The 21686-nt window shown below is 32.7% G+C and carries 25 protein-coding genes and 1 other RNA gene; 14 read left to right on the plus strand and 12 right to left on the minus strand.

Going from position 1 to position 21686, the window contains the following annotated elements; genetic code table 11:
• The first annotated feature begins 240 nt into the window (after positions 1 to 240).
• Complete coding sequence (locus CIGNP85_RS00810; RefSeq protein ID WP_086252609.1) at positions 241 to 1473, plus strand: type II toxin-antitoxin system HipA family toxin; 1233 nt, start codon at positions 241 to 243, stop codon at positions 1471 to 1473.
• A 153-nt stretch (positions 1474 to 1626) separates the two neighbouring features.
• On the opposite strand, the gene CIGNP85_RS00815 is transcribed toward CIGNP85_RS00810, so the two are convergent.
• The 6 genes from CIGNP85_RS00815 to CIGNP85_RS00835 form a co-directional block, all read right to left on the minus strand.
• Positions 1627 to 1890, minus strand: coding sequence for a plasmid mobilization protein (locus CIGNP85_RS00815; protein WP_086241633.1), 264 nt, complete (start codon positions 1888 to 1890; stop codon positions 1627 to 1629).
• Between the two features lie 12 nt (positions 1891 to 1902).
• A complete protein-coding gene (locus tag CIGNP85_RS00820) occupies positions 1903 to 2187 on the minus strand; it encodes a hypothetical protein (protein ID WP_086241632.1) in 285 nt (94 codons plus the stop codon).
• A 53-nt stretch (positions 2188 to 2240) separates the two neighbouring features.
• A complete protein-coding gene (locus CIGNP85_RS08655) occupies positions 2241 to 2546 on the minus strand; it encodes a phage integrase central domain-containing protein (protein WP_442861928.1) in 306 nt (101 codons plus the stop codon).
• Positions 2537 to 2890, minus strand: a complete 354-nt coding sequence (locus CIGNP85_RS00825; protein WP_086241631.1) for a hypothetical protein — start codon at positions 2888 to 2890, stop codon at positions 2537 to 2539. Before CIGNP85_RS00825 ends, CIGNP85_RS08655 begins: the two co-directional genes overlap by 10 nt.
• Positions 2891 to 3080: 190 nt before the next feature.
• Positions 3081 to 3440: a transfer-messenger RNA gene (ssrA, locus tag CIGNP85_RS00830) on the minus strand.
• A 39-nt stretch (positions 3441 to 3479) separates the two neighbouring features.
• Positions 3480 to 3896, minus strand: a complete 417-nt coding sequence (locus CIGNP85_RS00835; protein WP_086241630.1) for a phosphorelay protein — start codon at positions 3894 to 3896, stop codon at positions 3480 to 3482.
• A gap of 83 nt (positions 3897 to 3979) precedes the next feature.
• On the opposite strand from CIGNP85_RS00835, the gene panB reads away from it, so the two are divergent.
• The 8 genes from panB (at position 3980) to CIGNP85_RS00875 (ending at position 11349) form a co-directional block, all read left to right on the plus strand.
• Complete coding sequence (gene panB / locus CIGNP85_RS00840; protein WP_086225162.1) at positions 3980 to 4774, plus strand: 3-methyl-2-oxobutanoate hydroxymethyltransferase; 795 nt, start codon at positions 3980 to 3982, stop codon at positions 4772 to 4774.
• Complete coding sequence (locus tag CIGNP85_RS00845) at positions 4758 to 5069, plus strand: rhodanese-like domain-containing protein (RefSeq protein WP_086236255.1); 312 nt, start codon at positions 4758 to 4760, stop codon at positions 5067 to 5069. The genes panB and CIGNP85_RS00845 overlap by 17 nt, the downstream gene beginning before the upstream one ends.
• A gap of 9 nt (positions 5070 to 5078) precedes the next feature.
• Complete coding sequence (ruvB, locus tag CIGNP85_RS00850) at positions 5079 to 6107, plus strand: Holliday junction branch migration DNA helicase RuvB (RefSeq protein ID WP_086286664.1); 1029 nt, start codon at positions 5079 to 5081, stop codon at positions 6105 to 6107.
• A 28-nt stretch (positions 6108 to 6135) separates the two neighbouring features.
• On the plus strand, positions 6136 to 7203 hold the full coding sequence (locus CIGNP85_RS00855; RefSeq protein ID WP_086225165.1) for an MlaE family ABC transporter permease: 1068 nt from the start codon (positions 6136 to 6138) through the stop codon (positions 7201 to 7203).
• On the plus strand, positions 7200 to 7925 hold the full coding sequence (locus tag CIGNP85_RS00860; protein ID WP_086226642.1) for an ABC transporter ATP-binding protein: 726 nt from the start codon (positions 7200 to 7202) through the stop codon (positions 7923 to 7925). Before CIGNP85_RS00855 ends, CIGNP85_RS00860 begins: the two co-directional genes overlap by 4 nt.
• Before the next feature lie 3 nt (positions 7926 to 7928).
• On the plus strand, positions 7929 to 8798 hold the full coding sequence (locus CIGNP85_RS00865; RefSeq protein WP_086278051.1) for an MlaD family protein: 870 nt from the start codon (positions 7929 to 7931) through the stop codon (positions 8796 to 8798).
• A complete protein-coding gene (locus CIGNP85_RS00870; protein WP_086233842.1) occupies positions 8770 to 9366 on the plus strand; it encodes a hypothetical protein in 597 nt (198 codons plus the stop codon). Before CIGNP85_RS00865 ends, CIGNP85_RS00870 begins: the two co-directional genes overlap by 29 nt.
• A gap of 408 nt (positions 9367 to 9774) precedes the next feature.
• Complete coding sequence (locus tag CIGNP85_RS00875; RefSeq protein WP_086286665.1) at positions 9775 to 11349, plus strand: flagellin B; 1575 nt, start codon at positions 9775 to 9777, stop codon at positions 11347 to 11349.
• Between the two features lie 108 nt (positions 11350 to 11457).
• Here CIGNP85_RS00875 and uvrB read toward each other — a convergent pair whose 3' ends face one another.
• On the minus strand, positions 11458 to 13434 hold the full coding sequence (gene uvrB / locus CIGNP85_RS00880; protein ID WP_086286666.1) for an excinuclease ABC subunit UvrB: 1977 nt from the start codon (positions 13432 to 13434) through the stop codon (positions 11458 to 11460).
• A gap of 159 nt (positions 13435 to 13593) precedes the next feature.
• Between uvrB and CIGNP85_RS00885 the strand changes: the two genes are divergently transcribed.
• The 5 genes from CIGNP85_RS00885 (at position 13594) to CIGNP85_RS00905 (ending at position 16736) form a co-directional block, all read left to right on the plus strand.
• Positions 13594 to 13827 carry a hypothetical protein gene (locus CIGNP85_RS00885; RefSeq protein ID WP_086224010.1) on the plus strand — a complete coding sequence of 78 codons (234 nt, stop codon included), beginning with the start codon at positions 13594 to 13596 and terminating at the stop codon, positions 13825 to 13827.
• Complete coding sequence (locus CIGNP85_RS00890) at positions 13824 to 14063, plus strand: hypothetical protein (RefSeq protein ID WP_086224011.1); 240 nt, start codon at positions 13824 to 13826, stop codon at positions 14061 to 14063. The genes CIGNP85_RS00885 and CIGNP85_RS00890 overlap by 4 nt, the downstream gene beginning before the upstream one ends.
• On the plus strand, positions 14047 to 14406 hold the full coding sequence (locus tag CIGNP85_RS00895; protein WP_086233978.1) for a type II secretion system protein: 360 nt from the start codon (positions 14047 to 14049) through the stop codon (positions 14404 to 14406). Before CIGNP85_RS00890 ends, CIGNP85_RS00895 begins: the two co-directional genes overlap by 17 nt.
• Positions 14403 to 16235 (plus strand): primosomal protein N', encoded by a 1833-nt coding sequence (locus CIGNP85_RS00900; RefSeq protein ID WP_086286667.1) that lies wholly within the window; start codon positions 14403 to 14405, stop codon positions 16233 to 16235. The genes CIGNP85_RS00895 and CIGNP85_RS00900 overlap by 4 nt, the downstream gene beginning before the upstream one ends.
• Positions 16236 to 16541: 306 nt before the next feature.
• Entirely contained in the window at positions 16542 to 16736 is a 195-nt protein-coding gene (locus CIGNP85_RS00905) for a hypothetical protein (protein ID WP_086228798.1), read from the plus strand.
• Positions 16737 to 16775: 39 nt separating this feature from the next.
• Here the strand turns inward: CIGNP85_RS00905 and lgt are convergent, their stop codons facing one another.
• Genes lgt through CIGNP85_RS00930 form a run of 5 tightly spaced genes read right to left on the minus strand, consistent with a single transcriptional unit; the run spans position 16776 to position 21685 of the window.
• Positions 16776 to 17567, minus strand: coding sequence for a prolipoprotein diacylglyceryl transferase (lgt, locus tag CIGNP85_RS00910; protein ID WP_086286735.1), 792 nt, complete (start codon positions 17565 to 17567; stop codon positions 16776 to 16778).
• Positions 17568 to 17589: 22 nt separating this feature from the next.
• Positions 17590 to 18141 (minus strand): hypothetical protein, encoded by a 552-nt coding sequence (locus tag CIGNP85_RS00915; protein ID WP_086232354.1) that lies wholly within the window; start codon positions 18139 to 18141, stop codon positions 17590 to 17592.
• Positions 18142 to 18182: 41 nt separating this feature from the next.
• A complete protein-coding gene (locus tag CIGNP85_RS00920; RefSeq protein ID WP_086286668.1) occupies positions 18183 to 19325 on the minus strand; it encodes a Y-family DNA polymerase in 1143 nt (380 codons plus the stop codon).
• A 3-nt stretch (positions 19326 to 19328) separates the two neighbouring features.
• Positions 19329 to 21473, minus strand: coding sequence for a heavy metal translocating P-type ATPase (locus tag CIGNP85_RS00925; RefSeq protein ID WP_236845536.1), 2145 nt, complete (start codon positions 21471 to 21473; stop codon positions 19329 to 19331).
• A gap of 8 nt (positions 21474 to 21481) precedes the next feature.
• Entirely contained in the window at positions 21482 to 21685 is a 204-nt protein-coding gene (locus CIGNP85_RS00930) for a heavy metal transport/detoxification protein (protein WP_086226559.1), read from the minus strand.
• Position 21686: the final 1 nt, after the last annotated feature.

The following is a 21686-nucleotide window of genomic DNA, read 5'->3' on the forward strand; positions in this document are numbered from 1 at the left end:
GTAAAACAAAAATTTTATATGTTATTTTTTAAACAATTCATTTATGTGTAAAATTCTATTATCAAGCAATCTACTACCATTAAAAAGAAAAATATTGCTAATTTTATGATACAATTATCTACTACTAAAAAGGATAGCGAAGAGAGTAAACAATGAAAGCACTTGACGTAGTAGCATATATAGTGAATTTATGTATATAAAAAGGTATCCCGGTATCAAATTTGCAATTTGAAAGGTAAGATGAAAAATTTATTTGAAATTTATGATAATGAAACCAAAATTGGAGAAATGAAAGTATATGCAATAGGTAAAAACGAAACATATTATTTTTCATACGATAAACAATGGTTAAAAAATGGATTTGAAATAGACCCAAATTTACCTCTAAAGGATATGGAATTTATCTCAAAAGATCTTTGGGGTATCTTTTGCGATATTAGTCCTGATAGATGGGGAAGACTTATCCAAAAAAGAAAATCAAACAGCGAACTTACCAATAGTGAATATTTAATTGGGGTTAGTGATTATTTTAGAGTAGGTTCTATTAGAATCAAAAGAGATGGAGAATTTGTATCTTCAAAAACTGATATTCCAAAATTAACCAATATAAATGAACTTTGCCAATCAGCTAGTAGAGTAGAAGAAGGCGAAAGTTTAGATAGCGATATAAAAAATTTATTAGCTCCAAGCGGTAGTTTGGGTGGAGCTAGACCAAAGGCTAGCATCATTAAAGATAACAAACTTTATATCGCCAAATTTCCATCAATCAAAGATGAATATAAGCAAATTTCAAAATGCGAACAAACTATGTTAGAAGTGGCAAAAATAGCAAAAATCAATGTTTGTAAAACACAACTTTATGAAACGATAAAAGGAACTGCTTTATTAGTTGAAAGATTTGATAGGATAGGAAATGAGAGAATACCATATAAATCAGCAATGACGCTTTTAGGGGTTAAAGATAATGAGACAAGTGATGAAAAAAGCTATGTTGATTTGGCTTTTATATTAGATAGTAAAAATAAAAAAGAGCTATTTCGTAGAATGGTTTTTAATGGTTTATTTGGTAATACGGATGATCATTTGAGAAATCACGGCGTTTTATATGATAGAGAAACAAAAAGCTGGAATTTAAGTCCAGCATTTGACATTACGCCTGATATGATAATATATTCAAAGCAAAGCCACGCTTTAAATTTTATAGATTTTGTAAATTTGCCTTCTATTGAATTATTTAATGGGATAAAAGAATTTTTTGAGATAAATGAAAGCGAATTTAAAGAAATTTTATCTGATATGTTGATGGCAAGAGATGAATTTGAAAAAATAGCTAAGAAAAATGGAATAAATAGTGATAACTTAAAAATGTTAAAAAATAATTACGAACACGAAGATTTTGAAAAAATTAGAAATTTATATAGAAATAAAGTTTATGAAACTAATGATAAAAAAACCAGTAAAAAAAGATATTAGTGAATTTAGTCTATGAAATATTAAACATCATACATAGATCTTTAAAAAGCAATAGAGATTTTTCTTTAATGGTCTATTCTAAATAAAATAGAGTAGAAATGAAATTTGGATTATTACTTAAATTCGCTTTAGTTTCCTACTCTTTATTAAAATTTAGCTCCCAAAGCTTTTATTTGATTTAATGTTATCTAACTTCTCTTTTATAGCATATCTTATAAAAGCTGAAGCAGAAAAGCCCATATTAAATGCTGTTTGGTTGATATCGTGGTGCTCTTCTTCTGTGAAATATATCGTTATTGTCTTTTTTCTTTTGAAATTTGCTATTCTTTCTTTATTTGGGATTGTCTTTCTTTTTTGAGCAATATTAGTATCCCCCCTAGCTGAATTTAGAAATTCATTCTCATCTTTAAAGCCCATACATATCCTTTCTTAACTAATTTTTTTTATATTAAATTTAATTGATTTTTCAAATTCTTTATAAAAGCATTCAAATTCATTTTTTGCTTTTTCATCACTATATTCGCTGATTGATAAGCCACTATTAATGGCTCTTTTATACGCCACTCTTTGTGAAATTTGGTGATTTAATAAAAATATATCTTGATTTTCACCTATTATATCTTTTAGATCAGATCTTAATATATCCAGTTCATTTGATAAAAATTTATTTGTGGTAGCCTTATTTACGACTATATAAGTTAATAAATTTTTCATTAAAATCTTTAGCGCTTTTTACAATCTCAATCATATAATTTATAACTTTTGTATCAAGAGATGAGACGATTGTCGGTGCTATGATATTCGTCTCTTAGTCCAAAAGTTGGATCATAACTGATATATCTGCTTTTTATAGCGATTGCAAATACATTTTTCATAATAGAAATAAGTCTATAAATAGTTTCTAATCTGCTTTTATTAGGATTATTAGGATTAAAAATATTGTTTAATATCTCAACCAAATCTTCATATTTAATCTCTTTGATATTTTTATTTCCAATTGCTGGGATTATGTATTTTTCGTGTACTAAGGTTATTCTTTTAGCATAATCTTTGCTATCGCCATCTATCTTAATTTTTTATCCATATACTTTATAAATAGCTCTTTATATGTATGCTTTTTAGTTCCACTTAATAGATTAAAATCCTTTCCTAATTCATCAAAATTGTTTAATAGCTTAATAGCATCTCTTCTAGCTTTAAATGCATTATAAAGCCCAACTCTAAATTCTTCTAATTTGTATTTATGTTTTTTGCCATATTTGTCATAAATAGTAATTGAAAAAACCTTGCTTCCTTTAGGATTAATATAAATTTCAAGCTCTTTAGGATTTCCCACAACAGCAAAATATCTTTTATCTTTTATCTCTAAAAGCTCGATATCCTTATCGCTCAAACAAGTCTTTGAAATATTAGCCATAACAACTCCTTCAATAGTGACTTATTAAAATAGTAGTGACTTAATTAGTAGTAAAATTTTTTGAGAATTAATAGTATTTTTTCAAAATCAATTGAGAAAAAACAGCAATAAAAAACCCTCTCCAAGTATGAAAAATAGGCAATAAAACTGAATAAATAAAAAAGGATTTAAATAGATATAAGATATTAAATGGTGGAGGTGTGCGGGATCGAACCGCAGTCCAAAAATAACAAACCCACAGCCTCTACATGCTTAGCAGAAGTGAAAAATTCACCTAGCCGTGCTCACTTCCCAAAACAACTAGCCAAGCTAAGACTAAATTTCACCTTACTACTCGTCAAATAGCAAAGCTACACTATCTAAAATTACTCGCTGATTTAGCTAGATAGTATCGCCAAATAGCAAGGCTCAACTGAACTTACGCAGCTTTAGCGTAAGCAGGAGCGAATTTAACGTTGTTTGCGTTTAATTTTATTTAGGCTTTTTAAGCTATGCCCAAAGCTGCATGCCACCGTGACCTCACTACTCCTGTCGAAGCCAAGTCACCCCCATAAAAAGGCAATTATAATACTCAAATTTGTCTTAAAATTTAATTAAATATCTCATTAGGGATAGCGATGATTTTGGGATTTAGAATTCTTAAATATATCTCATCGTTTTCTATATCATCTAAATAGCCTTGCATCTGATCAGCTACTAAAAGTAGCCAGTCAATAAGCTCATTTGAAGCAGTAACTCCTGTTCCACGCTTAGATTTTAGTTTTGCTGTGATATCTTCAGCCAGTGTAGTTAGTTTGACTACTGGGGTTAGTTCTAAGTATTGGCTTGCAGTTTTGATATTGTGAAAAATTCTATTAAGCTCATAGCTACTAGCATCAAATTTATCATTCCTACCCAAATTTACAATGAGATTATCGAGTAATCCATTCATCACGCCAAAGTGTGTTAAATAGTCCTCGATAATGTCTAGATCGTAATCTGCTTCTAGCTCTTTTAATAAACCCATCATTTACTCTTTGATTTTTTGCCAAATTGTAACAAAATTTAGGTTAAATTTAGTAAAATATTTCAAAAAATTAAAGGAAAAGTGTGAAAAAAATAAAAATCACTGATTTAATCGCTAAGAAAAATAGAGAAAAAATCGTTATGATAACAGCCTATGATGCTTTGTTTGCTCGGCTTTTTGATGATTATGCTGATATGATTTTAGTAGGCGATAGCTTAAATATGAGTTTTGGCGGTGCTAATGAGACCTTGGGGATAAGTGTTGATGAGATGATATATCACGCAAGAGCCGTTCAAAGGGGTGCTAAAAGGGCGTTTTTGGTTGTGGATATGCCTTTTGGCTCTACTATCACGCCAGAAATTAGTTTGAAAAATGCTGTGAAAATTTACAAAAATACCCTTTGCGATGCTGTGAAAATAGAAGGCTCAAAAGAGATAGCACCTACAATAAAGCTATTAGATCAAAATGGAATCGCTGTGATCGCTCACATAGGTTTAAAGCCTCAACTCTCACGCCAAGAAGGGGGATATAGAGTCGCTGGCAAGGATGATAAAGAGGCAAAATCCATCCTTGAAGATGCTTTGGCTTTAGAGTCTGCTGGGGCGAAAATGGTCTTAATAGAAGGCGTCCCAAGTGATCTAGCCAAAGAGATAACAAAAGCTCTTAAAGTACCTACTATCGGGATTGGGGCTGGTGCTAGCTGTGATGGGCAGGTGCTTGTGTGGAGTGATGCGTTTGGGTTTTATGATGAGTTTAGGCCTAAATTTGTCAAAAGATATATGGATGGGGCGAATTTGATTCGTGAAGCGATGAAAAATTACGCTGATGAAGTAAGAAATATTAAATTTCCAAGTAGTCAATATGAATATACCAAATAGCAAAATAGTAGATATCAGGTTGCCTAGTGAATGGCTGGAATTTGGGATTTTAGATGGGTCGCATTTGATAACTTATGCGAATTTAAGCGGCAAGGTAAATCCGCTATTTGTAAGCTCTGTGGAGAATATTTTTAAAAAAGATGATGAATTCTATCTAATGTGTGCTACGGCAACTCGCTCTAAAGAGGCTTTAAAGCTCTTGCAAAAGCATGGATTTAAGGCGGTTAAGGAGATTAGAGGCGGGGCGTATTACTATGAAAAAATGGGTGCTAAATTTGATAAATTTGATTTGTAGGACTAGGATTTGGATAGGATTGTAGAGATTGAGAGAGTTAGCTTTGATGCTGAATATGAAGTGAGCTTAAGGCCTTCAAATTTTGATGAGTATATTGGTCAAGATAAGATTAAAGCGAATTTAGAAGTTTTTATCGCAGCGGCTAAAAAGCGTGGTGAGTGTCTAGATCACGCCTTGTTTTATGGGCCGCCAGGACTTGGTAAGACAACTTTGGCTCATATAATTGCTTCTAAGATGAACGCAAATATCAAGATAACATCAGCGCCAATGATAGAAAAAAGTGGAGATTTAGCAGCTATTTTGACAAATTTAGAAGAGGGCGATGTGCTATTTATAGATGAAATTCACCGCCTAAGCCCAGCTATTGAAGAGGTGCTTTACTCGGCTATGGAGGATTTTCGCTTGGATATTATCATAGGTAGTGGGCCAGCAGCTCAAACGATTAAAATAGATATACCTAAATTTACGCTAATAGGCGCTACAACTAGAGCAGGGATGATCTCAGCTCCACTTCGTGATCGCTTTGGGATGCAATTTAGATTACAATTTTATAATGCTGATGAGTTAGCTCAAATCATCTCTTTAGCGGCTAATAAACTAGGTAAATTGGCTAGTAAAGAGGCTAGTTTAGAGATAGCAAGGCGTAGTCGTGGGACGCCTAGAATCGCTCTTAGGTTGCTTAGGCGAATTCGTGATTTTGCTGAAGTTGCTGATGAGAGCAAAATTAGCCACGAAAGAGCTAAAATAGCGCTTGATAGCTTAGGGGTAAATGAGCTTGGATTTGATGAGATGGATCTGAAATATCTAAATATTTTAGCTTATTCTACTCGTGCGCTTGGGCTTTCTACTATAGCTGCAGCACTAAGCGAAGATGAGGGGACTATAGAGGATGTTATAGAGCCGTATCTACTAAGTAATGGATATATTCAAAGGACAGCTAAAGGTAGAATTCTAAGTGATCAAATTTATAAAATGTTTGGTAAAAAACCACCAGTACATATAATGAGTGAGTCTGAAAAAGGACTTTTTGATCAGTAGGTTGATTTAAGAGTTTAAAGCAATTAAAATGGGGAAATTTAAATTAGATAAAACCACTCTTAAGCTTATTGGAATTTGGGATTATAAAGCACCAAAATCCCAACTAAAAGAGTTAAAAAAACTAAAAATAGATAAGCTAGATTTAGAAAATTTAGAGCATATTGATTATGCGATGGCAATTTTTATCTCAAAAAATTTTGGAGATTTTAAGCTGATTAATTCAAATGATAAATTTGATAAAATCTTTGCTTTAGTACGTGATAATGATATTTTAGGGCTAAAAATTTATAAACCAAGCAGTATAAATTCACTTGAGAAAATTGGCAAAATATTTATTGATATTCGGCTAAATATTATTAATTTTTGTATATTTTTGGGTAAGTTTTTATTTTCACTTTTAGATGGGATTAAAAAACCTACTAAAATTCGGTTTGCTGAATTATCTAATCATATAGTTAGCGCTGGTTTTGGGGCTATAGGAATTGTAGGGCTTACAAGTTTTTTAATTGGAGTAGTATTGGCCTATCAAGGGGCAAGTATGCTTAGCCAGTTTGGAGCTAGTATTTATGTAGTTGATATTATGGGTATTATGACGCTGCGTGAGGTTGGGCCGCTTATTGCTGCGATTGTGATTGCTGGACGCTCTGCATCTAGCTATACAGCGCAAATTGGAGTTATGAAAATAACTGAGGAGATTGAAGCGATGAATACAATGGGCTTTGATCCATTTAAATTTATTGTTATGCCTAGGATTATGGCGCTGATAATTGCAGTACCACTAGTAGTATTTTTGGCTAATGCTATTAGTATTTTTGCTCAGATGATTGTATGTAAAATTTATTTAGATTTTAGCTTTTATGAATATTTACAAAGATTTAAAGAGAGTGTAGAATTACGGCATTTTTTTGTTGGAATGCTTAAGACGCCATTTTTTGGTGCAATGATAGGGCTGATTGGGTGTATGAGGGGATTTGAAGTTAGTGGGAGTACTAGTAGCGTAGGTGAGCTAACTACTAAAAGCGTGGTAAATGCGATATTTTGGATTATTGCTTTAGATGCGTTATTTTCAGTGATTTATACAGAGCTTAAAATATGATAGTTTGTAAAGATATAGTAACTACATATGGTGGCAAAGTAATACATGAAGGAGCAAATTTTCATATAAAAAGCGGTGAAATTTACGGCCTTTTAGGTGGATCTGGAAGTGGTAAAACCACGCTACTTAAAACTATGATATTTTTAAAAAAACCAGCTAGTGGTAGTGTAAAAATTGGCGGCGTTGATATCTGGAGAGCCACACAAGAAGAACAACAGAATATTAAGCTGCAAATGGGTGTTATGTTTCAGTTTGGTGCACTTTTTAGCAATATGAGCGTATTAGATAATATTGCAATTATGTTAAAAGAGTATAGCAAATTTGACTCAAGCGACATTGATGAGATTGCTAAAATGTGGTTAATAAAAGTTGGTCTTAAGCCAAATGCAATGAGTCTATATCCTAGCGAGTTAAGCGGTGGAATGAAAAAAAGAGTAGCTTTAGCTCGTGCTTTAGCACTTAGTCCTAAAGTTTTATTTTTAGATGAGCCAAATTCCGGTCTAGATCCTATCAGTGCTAGAGCAATGGATAGACTAGTATGTGAGCTGCGTGATAGTCTTGGGATTACTGTGGTGATGGTGACTCACGATGTGGATAGTATATTTAATATTTTGGATAGGTTTTTGATAGTTGATAATAAAAAAATCGCTTTTGAAGGGGATTTAAAACAGGCTTTAGCATTTAAAGATAATCCTTTAAAAGATCTATTTTTGATGAGGTAGGAGATGGAAAATAAAAATTCATATTTTATAGCTGGACTATTTTTTTGCTTAGTTGTAGGGTTTATTGGAATATTTTTATTATTTATGCAAGGATATAATAGCAAGGAAACAAGGGATTATTATATAGTTACAAAAGAGCTGCCAAATGGGATTAAAAAAGATGGTGAGGTACGATTTATAGGTGTACCAGTAGGGCATATAAGAGATATATATTTTAGCGATCCACACTCAGCAACGATTGAGATTTGGCTTAGTATAGATGATAATTTGCCTATTAAAACTGATAGTCAAGCTATTGTAGAACGCTCAGGTATTAGTGGAATTGCTTATATAAATATTACTAAAGGTAGCGATACGGCTAGAATTTTTAATAAAAATGAAAGAGCTCAAATTAGCTTAGGTGAGGGTTTATTGGATAAAATAGGCTCAAGAACGGCAAATTTAACTGTAAGTTTAGATAAAATTGCTAGTAAAATCGATGAAGCCTTAAGGCAAGAAAATTTAGATAAATTGCTAAATTCAATCAATAAAATAAATTCGCTAATGAATGTTATCGCAAGCGATAAGAATTTGGATAAAATCGATGGAATTATCGATAATTTATATATTGTTTCTCAAGATTTAAAGAGTGCTAATCTAGATAGACTCGCAGCTAATTTAGATAAGAGTATTAGCGATATAAATACTGCATGGAACAATATCGATGAGCGTATAAATAGTGGTCAGATCGATTTTAAAACTATGCTAGCGCCAACTATTAAGTCTGTTCAGCAAAGCATAGATGAACTAAATGATTTAGCAGAACAAATAAAAAATAATTTAAATAATTTGGAGGATAACCCTTATGAATTTTTCTTTAAAAGTAGAGATTAAAAGCACTATTTTAGCAGTGATTTTTGGCGTATTGATGTCTGGTTGTTTGGCCAAGGATGCTCCAAAATTAAGCTATTATGAGTTGGGATATAATAACGATAGCAATGCAACTCAAATTTGCGATAGAAGAGCTGATTTGATGCTAAATTTAGCCTATATCAAAGTACAAGATGGTTACAATAGTCGTGATATTATTACAAAAGATGGTATAAATGTATCAAAAATGAATAATGCAAAATATATCGCTAGTCCCAAAGATATGTTAAAAAAAGCACTGGTATTATATTTAAATAGCAATTGCCATTTAAAATTAAGCAGTGATGCAAGTTTGCAAATGGGATTAAATATTACTGAAATGAGTATTCAACCAAGATATGCATTTATTCAGATTGCACTAGAACTAAGCCAAAATGGAAAAGTAATATCAAATGAGATAATTAGTGCTAAAAAAAGTTTTGATGGTTTAAATAATGCTACGAGTAGTGAAAATATTGCAATGAATGCTATGAATTTGGCACTAGAAAATGCTTTATGGCAAATTCATCAAGCAGCATTAAGGTATAGATAAATGCTGTGATCACCCTAGCACAACCCAATCTTGCTAGGGTGAATCCAATGCTAAAACCTAACATTATCTATAAACCAAAAACTATCAAATTCACTCTTATCCCATAGCCAACTCATTAACCTCCCCAAAACCCACAAATTTAATTACACCCCCATAATATTTAATATCTCACCTAATCCAATCTAAATTCCACTCTAAAAATTATAAAATCACTTAGCCTAAATCTATAATATCTAATCTAAATTTAATAAATTTCTCAAATTTATTAAAAAATTTGCAATATTTTCTTCAAATTTATCAAAATCCCCCCCCCATATATAAACTTTTTAATATTTGGTTCGATATAATAAAAACAACCCCTAAATGGATTTAAGTTTTATAGGGAAATCTTAACACAAAGGAAAAGTTATGAGCTTTAGAATAAATACTAACATCGCAGCGATGAATGCTCACGCAAACTCACAAATCACAGATAGAGAGCTTACTAGCTCACTTGGTCGCCTAAGCTCAGGTCTTAGAATTCAAACAGCAGCTGATGATGCATCAGGTCTTGTTATTGCTGATTCATTAAAAAGCCAAGCTAGCTCTTTAGGTCAAGCCATATCTAATGGTAATGATGCAATTGGTATTGTTCAAACTGCAGATAAAGCTATGGATGAACAGATTAAAATTCTTGATACTATTAAAACCAAAGCTATCCAAGCAGCACAAGATGGTCAAAATGCTGATTCTAGAAGAGCTCTTCAAAATGATATTAGCAGACTTCTTGAAGAACTAGATATGATAGCTACTACTACAAGCTTTAATGGCCAACAGCTATTAAATGGAAATTTTTCAAACAAAAACTTCCAAATAGGTGCTTATAGTAATGAAACTGCAAAAGTAAGCATAGGTGCTACAAACTCAAATACAATTGGGCATACTAGGTTTGAGACGCTAAAAAATGTGGTAGCTTCTAATATTTCTCAAATGGAAGATGCAGTTGTAAAACTTAGCGGAATCGATGGATATCCGGGTGGTTATGTATTTCAAACTATTAGCGCAAAAACATTACAAACAGATGGTTTAAAAGCTGTAGCTGAAATGATGAATGGTGTATCAGATAAAACTGGTATAAGAGCTGAAGTTAATAATACTCAAATTTTTGGCGTGGTTGCTGCTGGTACAATTAAAGATTTTATGATTAATGGTGTTAAAATCGGAAATATTACCGTAAAAGCTAATGATTCTGACAACGCTTTAACTGCAGCAATTAACGCTAAAAAAGATGAAACCGGAGTAGAAGCAAGCCTAGAAAATGGTCATCTAGTTTTAGCTGCTAAAGATGGTAGAGCTATTAGACTTGGTTCAACATCTACTGGTGCTAATACTGTATTTAGCGCTAAAACGGGTGCTTCATTAGCTGGAGATGCGCATTCGGCTGGTACGGTTTATTTAGGTCAAATCACATTTATTCGCCAAGATGCTAGGGATATTAAAGTTGGTTTAGGTGGTATATCCTTAGTATCTGGTTTTACTGCTGGTGACGCTATGATAACCGCTGCTAATGCATCAACTGGTTATGCTCAAGCTTCTGTAAATTTAAAATATATGAATTCAGGAACAATTAGCTTTGAAACTGCTAAGGCTATGGGCTTCTTTGCTGGTGGTTTCTCGGCAGTGTATGGTACAGCTGCTCAAGCCGGTGGCGTAAATACTTATGGTGGTGCCCAGGCTATGGTGGATGTAGCTGAAGCAGCTAGAAAGACTCTAGACAAGCTAAGAGCTGACCTAGGTTCAGTACAAAACCAATTAGTAGCTACTATAAATAATATTACAGTTACCCAAGTAAATGTAAAATCAGCTGAATCTCAAATAAGAGATGTAGACTTTGCTAGCGAGAGTGCAAACTTCTCTAAATTTAACATACTAGCCCAAAGTGGAAGCTACGCTATGAGTCAGGCAAATGCTGTACAACAAAATATATTAAGACTACTACAGTAGCTTAAATTTAAATCTTTAATAGCTTAAATTTACTCGCAATGCTTAGTCATTGCGAGGGTTTATTATTAAAAATTATTTATTTTCTAGTAATAATAAACATTATAATGATTAAATTTGTCGTAACTTAGCAATCTCATCACGCAGTGCGGCTGCCTTTTCAAACTCAAGATTTTTAGCAGCTTCTATCATCATAGTTCTTAGCTCCTTGATTATCTTAGCACGCTCATTAGCTGGCATCTTTTCAAGCTTTTTAGCCTTAGTGTAAAGCTCTATAGTATCATCCTCTTTTAAACTATCTTCGATATTGCGACTTGCACTTTTTGGTGTGATGCCATTTGCTTTATTATATTCATCTTGGTATTTGCGGCGTGCGGAGGTAATATCAATAGCTTCACGCATTGAACTAGTAATTTTATTAGCAAATAAAATCACCTTTCCATTTACATTTCTAGCAGCTCGCCCCATTGTCTGAATTAAACTAGTTTTAGAACGCAAGAATCCTTCCTTATCTGCATCCATTACTGCTACTAGGCTCACCTCAGGAAGATCTAATCCCTCACGAAGTAAATTTATCCCAACTAAAATATCATAATCCCCACGCCTTAGGCCGCGTATCAGCTCATTTCGCTCCACAGCATCAATATCTGAGTGCATATATTTGATTTTTAATCCAAGCTCTAGATAGTATCTTGTTAACTCTTCGGCCATCTTTTTTGTTAAAGTAGTTATTAGCACTCTTTCGCCTCGTTCTATTACAGCTTTTGCTCTATCATAAAGAACTTCAACTTGATTATCACTACTAATTACCTCAATCTCAGGATCTAGCAGGCCAGTTGGGCGTAAAATTTGCTCATATATATGATTGTTTGCTAGCTGAATTTCATACTCATTTGGCGTAGCAGAGACAAAGAGAAATTTCCCTTTTTTGGCTATAAACTCATCAAATTTCAGCGGTCTATTATCTAGTGCGCTAGGCAGTCTAAATCCATACTCTACTAAGATCTCTTTTCTACTTCTATCGCCTGCGTACATTCCACGAAATTGTGGCAAGCTAACATGGCTTTCATCAACTATAATTAGATAATCTTGTCCATTCATTTCAAAATAATCAAACATCGAGTATGGCGTTTCTCCTGCTTTTTGACCGGTAAGATATCTAGCATAGTTTTCTACGCCTTTTGTGCTTCCAGTGGTAGCTAGCATTTCTAGATCAAATTCAACCCGTTGCTTAAGTCTTTGATATTCAACCATTCGCCCCTGATTTTCATAAAATTTAAGTCTTTCATCTAGTTCAGCCTCAATCCCCTTAATCGCTTCTTTTAAGCGATTTTCTCCGACTACAAATTGACTTGTTGCGTATAGAATAAATTTATTTAAATTTTTAGTTTTTTTATTCTCTAGTGCGTTAAAGTGATAAATCTCTTCAATTTCATCACCAAAAAACTCTAGTCTAATAGCTTCATCGCAAAAATATGCCGGATAGATATCTACTACATCACCATTTACACGAAAATCAGCCCTATCAAAGTAGCTATCATTTCTCTTATAACCCATATCAACTAGCTTTAAAAGTAGCTCTTTTTGGCTAATTTGCATACCACGCTCTAAAGTAATAACCATACCTTTGTATTCGGCTGGATTACCTAGACCATAATTTGCTGATACGCTAGCTATCACGATAGTATCATCGTGTTCGAGTAAATTTGCTGTAGCTGATAGTCTTAGGCGCTCTAGTTCATCGTTTATAGCGCTATCTTTTTCTATAAATAAATCTTGTCTTGGGATATATGCCTCAGGCTGATAGTAGTCATAGTAACTTATAAAATACTCCACATGATTGTGTGGGAAAAAGCCTTTAAATTCACTATATAGCTGAGCGGCTAGGGATTTATTGTGTGTCATAATTAGTGTTGGGATATTTAACTGCTTTATTACATTTGCCATGGTAAATGTCTTGCCACTACCTGTTACGCCTAGTAATACGCTATACTTTGCACCATTTTTAAATGCGTTTACAATATTGTTAATGGCGTTTTGCTGGTCTTTACTAGGTGAAAATTTGCTATTTAAATCAAATTTGTCCATATTATTGCCTTAATTTTTGGTGATTTTACCATTTTTTATTTAACCAAAATTTTAAATTTCCTACACTAAAATTGCTAAAAAATAGCTAAAATTTAGCCCATATTTACAAAAAATATGATAAAATTATCTATTTTAATCACCATAAAATAAGGATTTGTAATGTTAGAAAACGGAAAGGTTTTAAATAATCTAGCTTCAAAAGTAACTGAACTGATGCTAAAATATGAAGAAGTATGCGAAGCTAATGAGGCTTTAAGAAATGAATTAATTAGCGTTAAAGCACAAAACGAAGCTAAATCAAATCAAATAATGAGGCTTGAAGAGGAGCTAAAAAATCAAGACCTAGCTAGCGATGATTTATTAAAGCAAGTTGAGGCTGTGCTTGGTCGATGAGACAAATCTCTTTAAATATAGCTAGTAAAGATTTTAATATTACTCTTGATGATGAATTTGCTGACTATTTTGAGGAGGAGTTACGACACTATTTGGATGATAAAAATCTCCTTACTATCAAGGCTTTGCTTACTGCCTTTATTCAAAAGTGCTATGAAAATTATGAGCAAAAAAATGAGCTAAGCTCGATTCTTGGCAATATAGACAAAGCCCTAACTCATGATAAAAGCATTTAGCTTAATTGAATTAACATTTGTTATTATTATCCTTGGTGTTTTGTTAGCAATAGCAGTGCCAAGGCTATTTTTTAGTAAAGATGATGCAAATTTACTCAAAATCAAAACCGATATAGCTACAATTCAAGCAAATATTCTTCACCAAAAAACCGCTCTTTTACTTAGTGCTAAAGTGCAAGAACCAGTTTTAAATTCGCAAATTTTCACTGAGTTAAATTTACACAAGTGGAGTATTGATAATCAAAATTTAGTTTTTGATAATAGCGTGAGATTTAGCTATGATAGCAATGCTACTATAAATTGCCTAAGCCCACAAGAAATTTGTGATAAACTAAAACTATGAACTACTATGAGATTGCCATAATAGGTGCAAATTTAGCTCCGCTTACATATGAAAGTCAGTGCGTGCTAAATGAATTTGAAATAGTTACTATAAAGCTAAGAAATAAAACTCAAAATGGTTGTATAATAAAAGCAGTACCAAAGCCAGATTTTAAAACATTACCAGTTATTGAGCGGTTAAATTTAACCTTTACACAGCTACAAATTACACTGGCTAAATTTATTAGTTATTACTATACCTGCGAAATTGGTGTTTCATTAGGATTATTTGAACCTTTTAGCCATTATGACAAATCAAAGTGTAGTTTTATCAAAGCGCCAAATTTAAGCCCTCTACAGCTTGAAGCTGCTAAATTTATTAAAAAAAATCCTATTAGTTTGCTTTTTGGCGATACAGGAAGCGGTAAAAGCGAGATATATATTAGCTTAATTCGTGAGTATTTAAACCTAGGTAAGCAAGCATTATTTTTAATGCCTGAAATTTCTCTTACACCGCAGATGCAAGAGCGCTTAGAAGCATATTTTGGAGATAGCGTAGGTGTGTGGCACTCTAAAATCACACCTAAAAAAAAGCAAAATTTGCTAAGTGAGTTTAGTCAAGGCAAAATTCGTCTAATTGCAGGCGCACGCTCAGCGCTATTTTTGCCTTTTAGTGATTTGGGGTTAATTGTAGTTGATGAAGAACATGATGAGAGTTATAAAAGCAACAGCGACCCATACTATAATGCTAAAGATTTAGCTATTTATATTGCAAATAAAATGGGGATAAAATGCATTTTAGGAAGTGCTACACCAAGTCTAAATAGCTATGCTAAATTTCCGAATTTTAGGCTAAAAGGAAGATTTTACGCATCACAAAAAGAGTATATCTATGATCATAGTCCAACAGGATTAAATGAGTTAATTTTAGGTGAGATTTCACAAGCCTTGCAGGCTAAAAAACAGGTAATAATATTTTTACCAACTAGAGCGAATTTTAAATTTCTAATTTGTCAAAAGTGTGGCCAAAGTATGCAGTGCCCATACTGTTCTATTGCCCTAAGCTTACATAAAAAAAATAGGGCAATGAGATGTCATTACTGCGGATTTGCTTGTATGATTCCTAGTGTTTGCGCTCAGTGTAATAGTGATATGCTAGAGTCTCGTAAAATTGGAACTAGTGAGTTAGTCGCTCAGATTAAAGAGTATTTTCCGCTTGCAAATGTGGCAAAATTTGACCGTGATGAGATTACTACACAAAAAAAACTAACAACTCTTCTTAAAAATTTTAATGAATATAAAATTGATATAATTGTCGGTACTCAGATGTTAAGCAAAGGGCATGATTATCATAATGTTAGCCTTGCTATCATTATGGGGCTTGATGAGCATTTAGATTATAGTGATTATCAAGCTAGAAGCAAGAGTCTGGCTCTAGCTATGCAAGTAGCGGGGCGTGCGGGGCGTGCTAACTATGGCAGGGTGATTATCCAAGGATTAAAGTGTGAGTTTTTTGCTGAATATATGGATGAATTTGATCGTTTTATTGCTGATGAGATGGCTGTGCGAGAGGGGCTATATCCACCATTTATGAGGCTTTTGCGTATTAAAATTGAAGATAAAGATGAATCTAAGGCCGTGAGTAAAATGCAGCAAATTTTAGGCAAGCTAAAGAGTATGGCCGATCTAGAGATAGTAGGGTATGGTAAGTGCATCATAGAGTTGATAGCATCTAAGCACCGCTATCAGATACTTTTACGATCTGCTACTCATACTCCGCTATTAAAGGCTAGTAAAATTGCTAGAGATTATGGCGCCTTACCTGATATCGATCCGGTGAATTTTAGTTAAATTTAGCTATTATTATAAAACAAAATTGAAAGGCATTGAAATAAATTTGGATAAAACCAAGCCTAGAAATCTAGGTTCGAAAAGATTATTCTGGTTTTACGGTGTCTACAATTTCTTTTTGACAAGTTTCCATATCTACTTGTTCTAAAGTAGGATGACCAACGACAAGCCCCATGCCTTAAACATTTTAATCATTTTTGTAAAGTCAGCAATATGAATTATAAGACATTAAGTTTAAATTTATAATAACAATTATTAAGTAATATTTTAATTTTTGTTTGGATACAAAGTTATTAATTTATTTTGATAAAATACACAATGCAAGATAAAGCGCGGATACTACGCACCACTACTAGAACACTACAAAGATGGCGAACAACAAAGCCTGAGTTATATGCAATTATCGAGGCTGGATTTAAGCTATACGAGATGATTGAGAGCGAAGAAGAGATAACTAAGGATATCAAAAATATATTAAAAGAATCACTTAAAAATAGGTAAATTCATAATAATCCAATATAGCGGCAAATATAATTGCCACTATATTAGCTTCTCTTTTTTAATAAATTTAAGCCAAAAGTATAGCCAAAGACCAAAGCCAAACATAATAATAGAGAGAATTTGCCCCATACTTAGCCCAAATGCGACAAACCCAATACCAAAATCAGGCTCTCTATAAAATTCACAAATAAATCTCATAATGGGATAAAGCATAGCATAAAGGGCGATTAATTCACCGTTAAATCGTTTATAAATACGGTAAAAATATAAAATAACAAATATCACTAGTCCTTCAAGCACGGCTTCATAAAGTTGGCTAGGATGGCGTAATACGCCCGCACTTACTACCCCCCAGCTCACATCAGTAGTACGACCAATTAACTCTTGATTTAAGAAATTTCCAACTCTACCAAAGATATAACCTAATGGCACACTAATTGCTACAAGGTCAAGATATAAAAGGATATTTTGCTTAAATTTATAGCAAAACAGAAGAGTCGCAATAATAAATCCAACCACAGCACCATGGTAGCTCATTCCACGAATACCTACAAATTCGCCATTTATAAACGGATTAAAAATCTGCCATGGGTGAGTGAGATAGTATAGGGTATTTGGGTCATAAATGATGATATAGCCTAGCCTAGCACCTAAAATTACGCCGATTTCAACCCAGAAAAAGTAGCTATCTAAAAGCGAATTTGAGATTGGTAGTTTGTCTTTTTTAACAAAAAATTTAGCCATCCAAAGCGCTACTAGCAAGGCTAAAACATACATAATTCCATACCAGTGTATATTTAATCCAAATAGGCTAAATGCCACTGGGTTCATATTTAAATAGATTAAATTCCAACTATTTAACGTCAATTTTTAACCCCAAATTTGTCTTAAGAGTTTTTATAAAGTCCATTATAAATTCTCCCATAGCTTGATAATATGGAGTTTTGGCATTATAACGCAGAAATTTAGCAAATAACACCAAACTAGGCAGGAAAAAATCAACCAAATACATTCCAAGAATTGTATGAGTTTTTTCATTTGTATTATTTTTAAATATAACGCCAAGTAGAGCAAACATATTTGAAACATGGGTAGCGCGTAAGTTAGTAAATGGCTTATCAAAGTTAAGCTGTTTATACAAATGCTCTATCTCTTCATCGCTAACTTGCCTAAAAAATTTTAGTGAGCACGCAACTTTAAAATTATCCAAATCTGCAGCAATCTCCTCAGCTTTGCAGTGCATTAAAGCTCTAGCTAGCAGGGCGTTACCCTTTTCATTTTCTAGATTTTGGGTTTTTATCATCCAAGTTGGCTGTAGTTTTTTGATTACTTCATCAGTGATTGCATTAGCAAAATTACTAGCAAAAACCATACAAATCATAGAGTACGCATCGGCTACTTTCATAATTTTCCTTAAATTTTTTGCTGATTTTAGCTAAATTTTGCTTAAAACTCAGATAGGCTTTTAATAGCATCTACACCATATTTTTTTTGAATTTGCATTATGGCAGTACTAATTTTGCTATTTTTTGGACTTTGAGTATCAAATAAAGATCGCTGTTGCTGCTTATCAAATCTAGCCGCACAAAGACTTAGATAGTTTATCTCATACTCTTTAAATTTATCTAAGTTTATAAATAGATCTTTAGTAATCTGTTCTAAAAATTTGTGAGTAAAGTTAGCATTAATAGTAGTGCTTATGCTTATTTGTTCTTGTCCTTTATAGCGAAATTTTAGCTCGATCCTGCTTGGGGTTAAAGCAAGTGAGGCTACTTCAAAATATAGATGCCTACACAGAGTCATTAATCTTTTATTGATATCATCTCTATTTTTAATTGGGGCAAAGCTTCTAGCTATAGCTAGAGATTTGCGTGGCTGATTTTTAATAATTTTGTCTTGATGGATTAAATTTAAAGAGCTATAAAGATTTATGGCATATTTGCCAAGTTTGTCAAATATATGCTTGGCGTTTAGAGCATCTTTAATAGTAGTAACTCCATATTTTTGTAAGCTTTTATAAAGAGATTTACCTACTCCTGGAAGCTTGGAAATTTGTAGATTTTCTATCTCTTGGGGACTATTTATTTGATATATTTTGCTAGGTTTTGCTAGATTGGTTGCAAGCTTAGCTAGTAGTTTATTTGGCGCAATTCCTATACTACAAGGTAAATTTAGTTTATTATTGATCTCAAATTTAAGCTTATTAGCAAATACTAAAGGATTAATATCATATTTTGTTCCAGCAAGATCTATAAAATACTCATCAATACTATACTTCTCAATTTCATCAGTATAATTAAGCAATAAATTATAAAGAGAATTTGATAATGTATGATATAGCTCAAAATCTGTTGGAACTATGATTAAATCAGGACAGAGTTTTTTAGCTAAACTTGAGTGCATAGTGCAGTTAATTCCTATAGCACGAGCTTCATAGGTAGCGCTTAAAATTATGCCATACTCATGATAGTCGCCAAATATATCAAATTTACTTCCACTTGCTACGGCGGCTTTTTTACCAATTAAGCTTTTATCTATTGTTGCAGCTGCACTGATAAAAAATGCATCAAGATCTATGTGAATAAACATAGTCTAAATTCTAGCTAGTTTTAATCTTAAAGAGTTTAAAACTACGCTAATAGAGCTTAGACTCATAGCAAGTGCTGCCCACATCGGTGTAAGATGAATTCCAAAAGATGGCTCTAAAATTCCAGCAGCAATTGGAATACAAATAGTATTATATCCAAACGCCCAAGTTAAATTCTGTTTTATAGTAGTGTTACTTTTTTTGGCTAGATTTATGCTTTTTATAACTCCATTTAGGCTATTTTGCATTAAGATTATATCGGCGCTATTTTTAGCTAGATCGCTTCCAGAGTTCATCGCTATAGAGATATCAGCAGCTTTTAAAGCAGCAGCATCGTTGATTCCATCTGCTATAAATGCGACTTTTCCTGATTTTTTTAAATCTTCTATTATCTCATATTTTTGATGTGGTAAAACCTCACTATAAACCATATCAATACCAAGTTCTTTGGCTACTAGATTGCTGATTTTATGGCTATCTCCGCTTAAAATTACTGGGGTTATATTTTGTGATTTTAGGCTCTTTATAACCTCTTTTGCCTCAGGCTTTATAGTATCGCTAATTGCAATATAACCGCTAAATTTGCCATTAATTGCTACTAAGATAACCCCATAGCCAATATCCATTTTTTGCTCTATTATGGCTTTTTGATTTTTGTCTATGGATATTAAATTTAAATTTAGTAATCTTTCATTGCCTATTAAAACATTATCGCTTTTAATCCCAAGCCCGCTAATATACTCAAATTTACTTTGAAATTTGACATTGATTAGCTCTTTGGCGTAGTTTGTAATCGCATTTGAAACTGGGTGCGAGTTTAGTGCCGAGATATTGGCTACTATGGATAAATCATTTTTATTAAGACTGGTTTCTATTACGCTTATATCTGCTGTTGTGATGGTTCCAGTTTTATCAAATACGGCAAATTTAATATCATTGAATTGCTCTAGGGCAACTGGATTTTTAATTAAAATTGAATGCTTCAAAGCCAGTGATATAGCACAAACTATAGCAATTGGTGTAGCAAGTCCTAAAGCACAAGGACATGAGATAATAAGCACGCAAATAGCACTTAAAATTCCATTAAATTCCATGCCAAAACTAGCCCAGATACAAAATGTAGCCACAGAAGTAGCTATTATTAAAGGGATGAAAATATTTGCTACATTATCAGCTATGCGTGAGATAGATAGCTTTTTACTAGCTGCGTTTTGAATAAGATTTAAAATTTGAGCCAGTAAGGTATCATTTGGACTTTTAGTAACTCTTATTAATATATGGCCATTGCAGTTTAGAGTACCGCTATATACCATCTGACCAGTGCTTTTATAAATTGGCATACTTTCGCCATTTATTGCACTTGTATCTATCTCAGCACCTCCATTTTCTATAATGCCATCACATGGAATTATAGAGCCAGTTTTGACTAAAACTATATCTCCGATTTTAAGATTACTAGCTAAAGTCTCTTTGGTACTCCCATCGCTAGAGATGATAAAAGCCTTGGTTGGGCTTAGATTTATTAAAGATTTTAGGTAAGATGAAGCAGTGGCTTTGGCTTTATTTTCTAAATATTTGCCAAGCAAGACAAAGGTTATAATCATTGTCGCACCGCTAAAATATAGATAGTTTAGATTTGTTGGAATTTGATTATGAAAAATTGTAGCAAAAATAGAGTAGCAAAATGCGCAAAAAGTACCCAAAAATATAAGTACATTCATATCATAATTATGCTCTTTTAAGCTCTTTAATGCATGAGAGTAAAAACTAGATCCGCAATAAAATATCCCAATACAAGCCAAAGCAATCATAAATGGCATAGGTATAGGATTGGATTTACTCATCTCTGCCCACATAAGAGCTGCGCTAATTATAGAACAGATTATAAATTTATTTTGGTAATTTTTTAATTCTTTATTTTGAGCATTTTCAAGCTCATCTTGATTGTTTGCAATACCAAAACCAAGTTTAATAATTTTATTTTTTAATGCTTCTATATCAGCATTTTGATCATATTCAAATACAGCACAATGAGTGTTAAAATCTACATTTGCAGACTTTATTCCCGGGATTTTTAGTGCTGATTTTTTAATAGAATTTGCACAATTTACACAGCTCATTCCGCTGATTTTTAACTCAATCTTATTCAAGTAAATTCCTAAATTTCTTTAATAACTTCAAAGCCAAGCTCATTTAGCTCATCTATAAATTTAGCCTTAATCTCATCACTATTTATATCTATAGTAAGAATTTTTGGCTCACTTGTTAAATCAATGATAATAGTGCCAAATTCATCTTCAAGAGAATTCTTAATCAAATTTACACAACTTTGGCAATTGATATTTTTAACTTCAAATTTCACG

It is taken from the genome of Campylobacter sp. P0085, from assembly GCF_002139495.1.
Classification (GTDB): domain Bacteria; phylum Campylobacterota; class Campylobacteria; order Campylobacterales; family Campylobacteraceae; genus Campylobacter; species Campylobacter devanensis.

What these genes read in the sequence shown, in the direction of transcription:
- CIGNP85_RS00900 (WP_086286667.1), top strand. Translation starts at nt 14,403, where the DNA reads ATGAACTACTATGAGATTGCCATAATAGGTGCAAATTTAGCTCCGCTT.
- CIGNP85_RS00870 (WP_086233842.1), top strand. Translation starts at nt 8,770, where the DNA reads ATGAATTTTTCTTTAAAAGTAGAGATTAAAAGCACTATTTTAGCAGTG.
- CIGNP85_RS00855 (WP_086225165.1), top strand. Translation starts at nt 6,136, where the DNA reads ATGGGGAAATTTAAATTAGATAAAACCACTCTTAAGCTTATTGGAATT.
- CIGNP85_RS00890 (WP_086224011.1), top strand. Translation starts at nt 13,824, where the DNA reads ATGAGACAAATCTCTTTAAATATAGCTAGTAAAGATTTTAATATTACT.
- CIGNP85_RS00815 (WP_086241633.1), bottom strand. Translation starts at nt 1,890, where the DNA reads ATGGGCTTTAAAGATGAGAATGAATTTCTAAATTCAGCTAGGGGGGAT.
- CIGNP85_RS00820 (WP_086241632.1), bottom strand. Translation starts at nt 2,187, where the DNA reads ATGAAAAATTTATTAACTTATATAGTCGTAAATAAGGCTACCACAAAT.
- CIGNP85_RS00915 (WP_086232354.1), bottom strand. Translation starts at nt 18,141, where the DNA reads ATGAAAGTAGCCGATGCGTACTCTATGATTTGTATGGTTTTTGCTAGT.
- lgt (WP_086286735.1), bottom strand. Translation starts at nt 17,567, where the DNA reads ATGAACCCAGTGGCATTTAGCCTATTTGGATTAAATATACACTGGTAT.
- CIGNP85_RS00895 (WP_086233978.1), top strand. Translation starts at nt 14,047, where the DNA reads ATGATAAAAGCATTTAGCTTAATTGAATTAACATTTGTTATTATTATC.
- uvrB (WP_086286666.1), bottom strand. Translation starts at nt 13,434, where the DNA reads ATGGACAAATTTGATTTAAATAGCAAATTTTCACCTAGTAAAGACCAG.
- CIGNP85_RS00835 (WP_086241630.1), bottom strand. Translation starts at nt 3,896, where the DNA reads ATGGGTTTATTAAAAGAGCTAGAAGCAGATTACGATCTAGACATTATC.
- CIGNP85_RS00845 (WP_086236255.1), top strand. Translation starts at nt 4,758, where the DNA reads ATGAATATACCAAATAGCAAAATAGTAGATATCAGGTTGCCTAGTGAA.
- CIGNP85_RS00875 (WP_086286665.1), top strand. Translation starts at nt 9,775, where the DNA reads ATGAGCTTTAGAATAAATACTAACATCGCAGCGATGAATGCTCACGCA.
- CIGNP85_RS00860 (WP_086226642.1), top strand. Translation starts at nt 7,200, where the DNA reads ATGATAGTTTGTAAAGATATAGTAACTACATATGGTGGCAAAGTAATA.
- CIGNP85_RS00810 (WP_086252609.1), top strand. Translation starts at nt 241, where the DNA reads ATGAAAAATTTATTTGAAATTTATGATAATGAAACCAAAATTGGAGAA.
- CIGNP85_RS00825 (WP_086241631.1), bottom strand. Translation starts at nt 2,890, where the DNA reads ATGGCTAATATTTCAAAGACTTGTTTGAGCGATAAGGATATCGAGCTT.
- CIGNP85_RS00885 (WP_086224010.1), top strand. Translation starts at nt 13,594, where the DNA reads ATGTTAGAAAACGGAAAGGTTTTAAATAATCTAGCTTCAAAAGTAACT.
- CIGNP85_RS00920 (WP_086286668.1), bottom strand. Translation starts at nt 19,325, where the DNA reads ATGTTTATTCACATAGATCTTGATGCATTTTTTATCAGTGCAGCTGCA.
- CIGNP85_RS00865 (WP_086278051.1), top strand. Translation starts at nt 7,929, where the DNA reads ATGGAAAATAAAAATTCATATTTTATAGCTGGACTATTTTTTTGCTTA.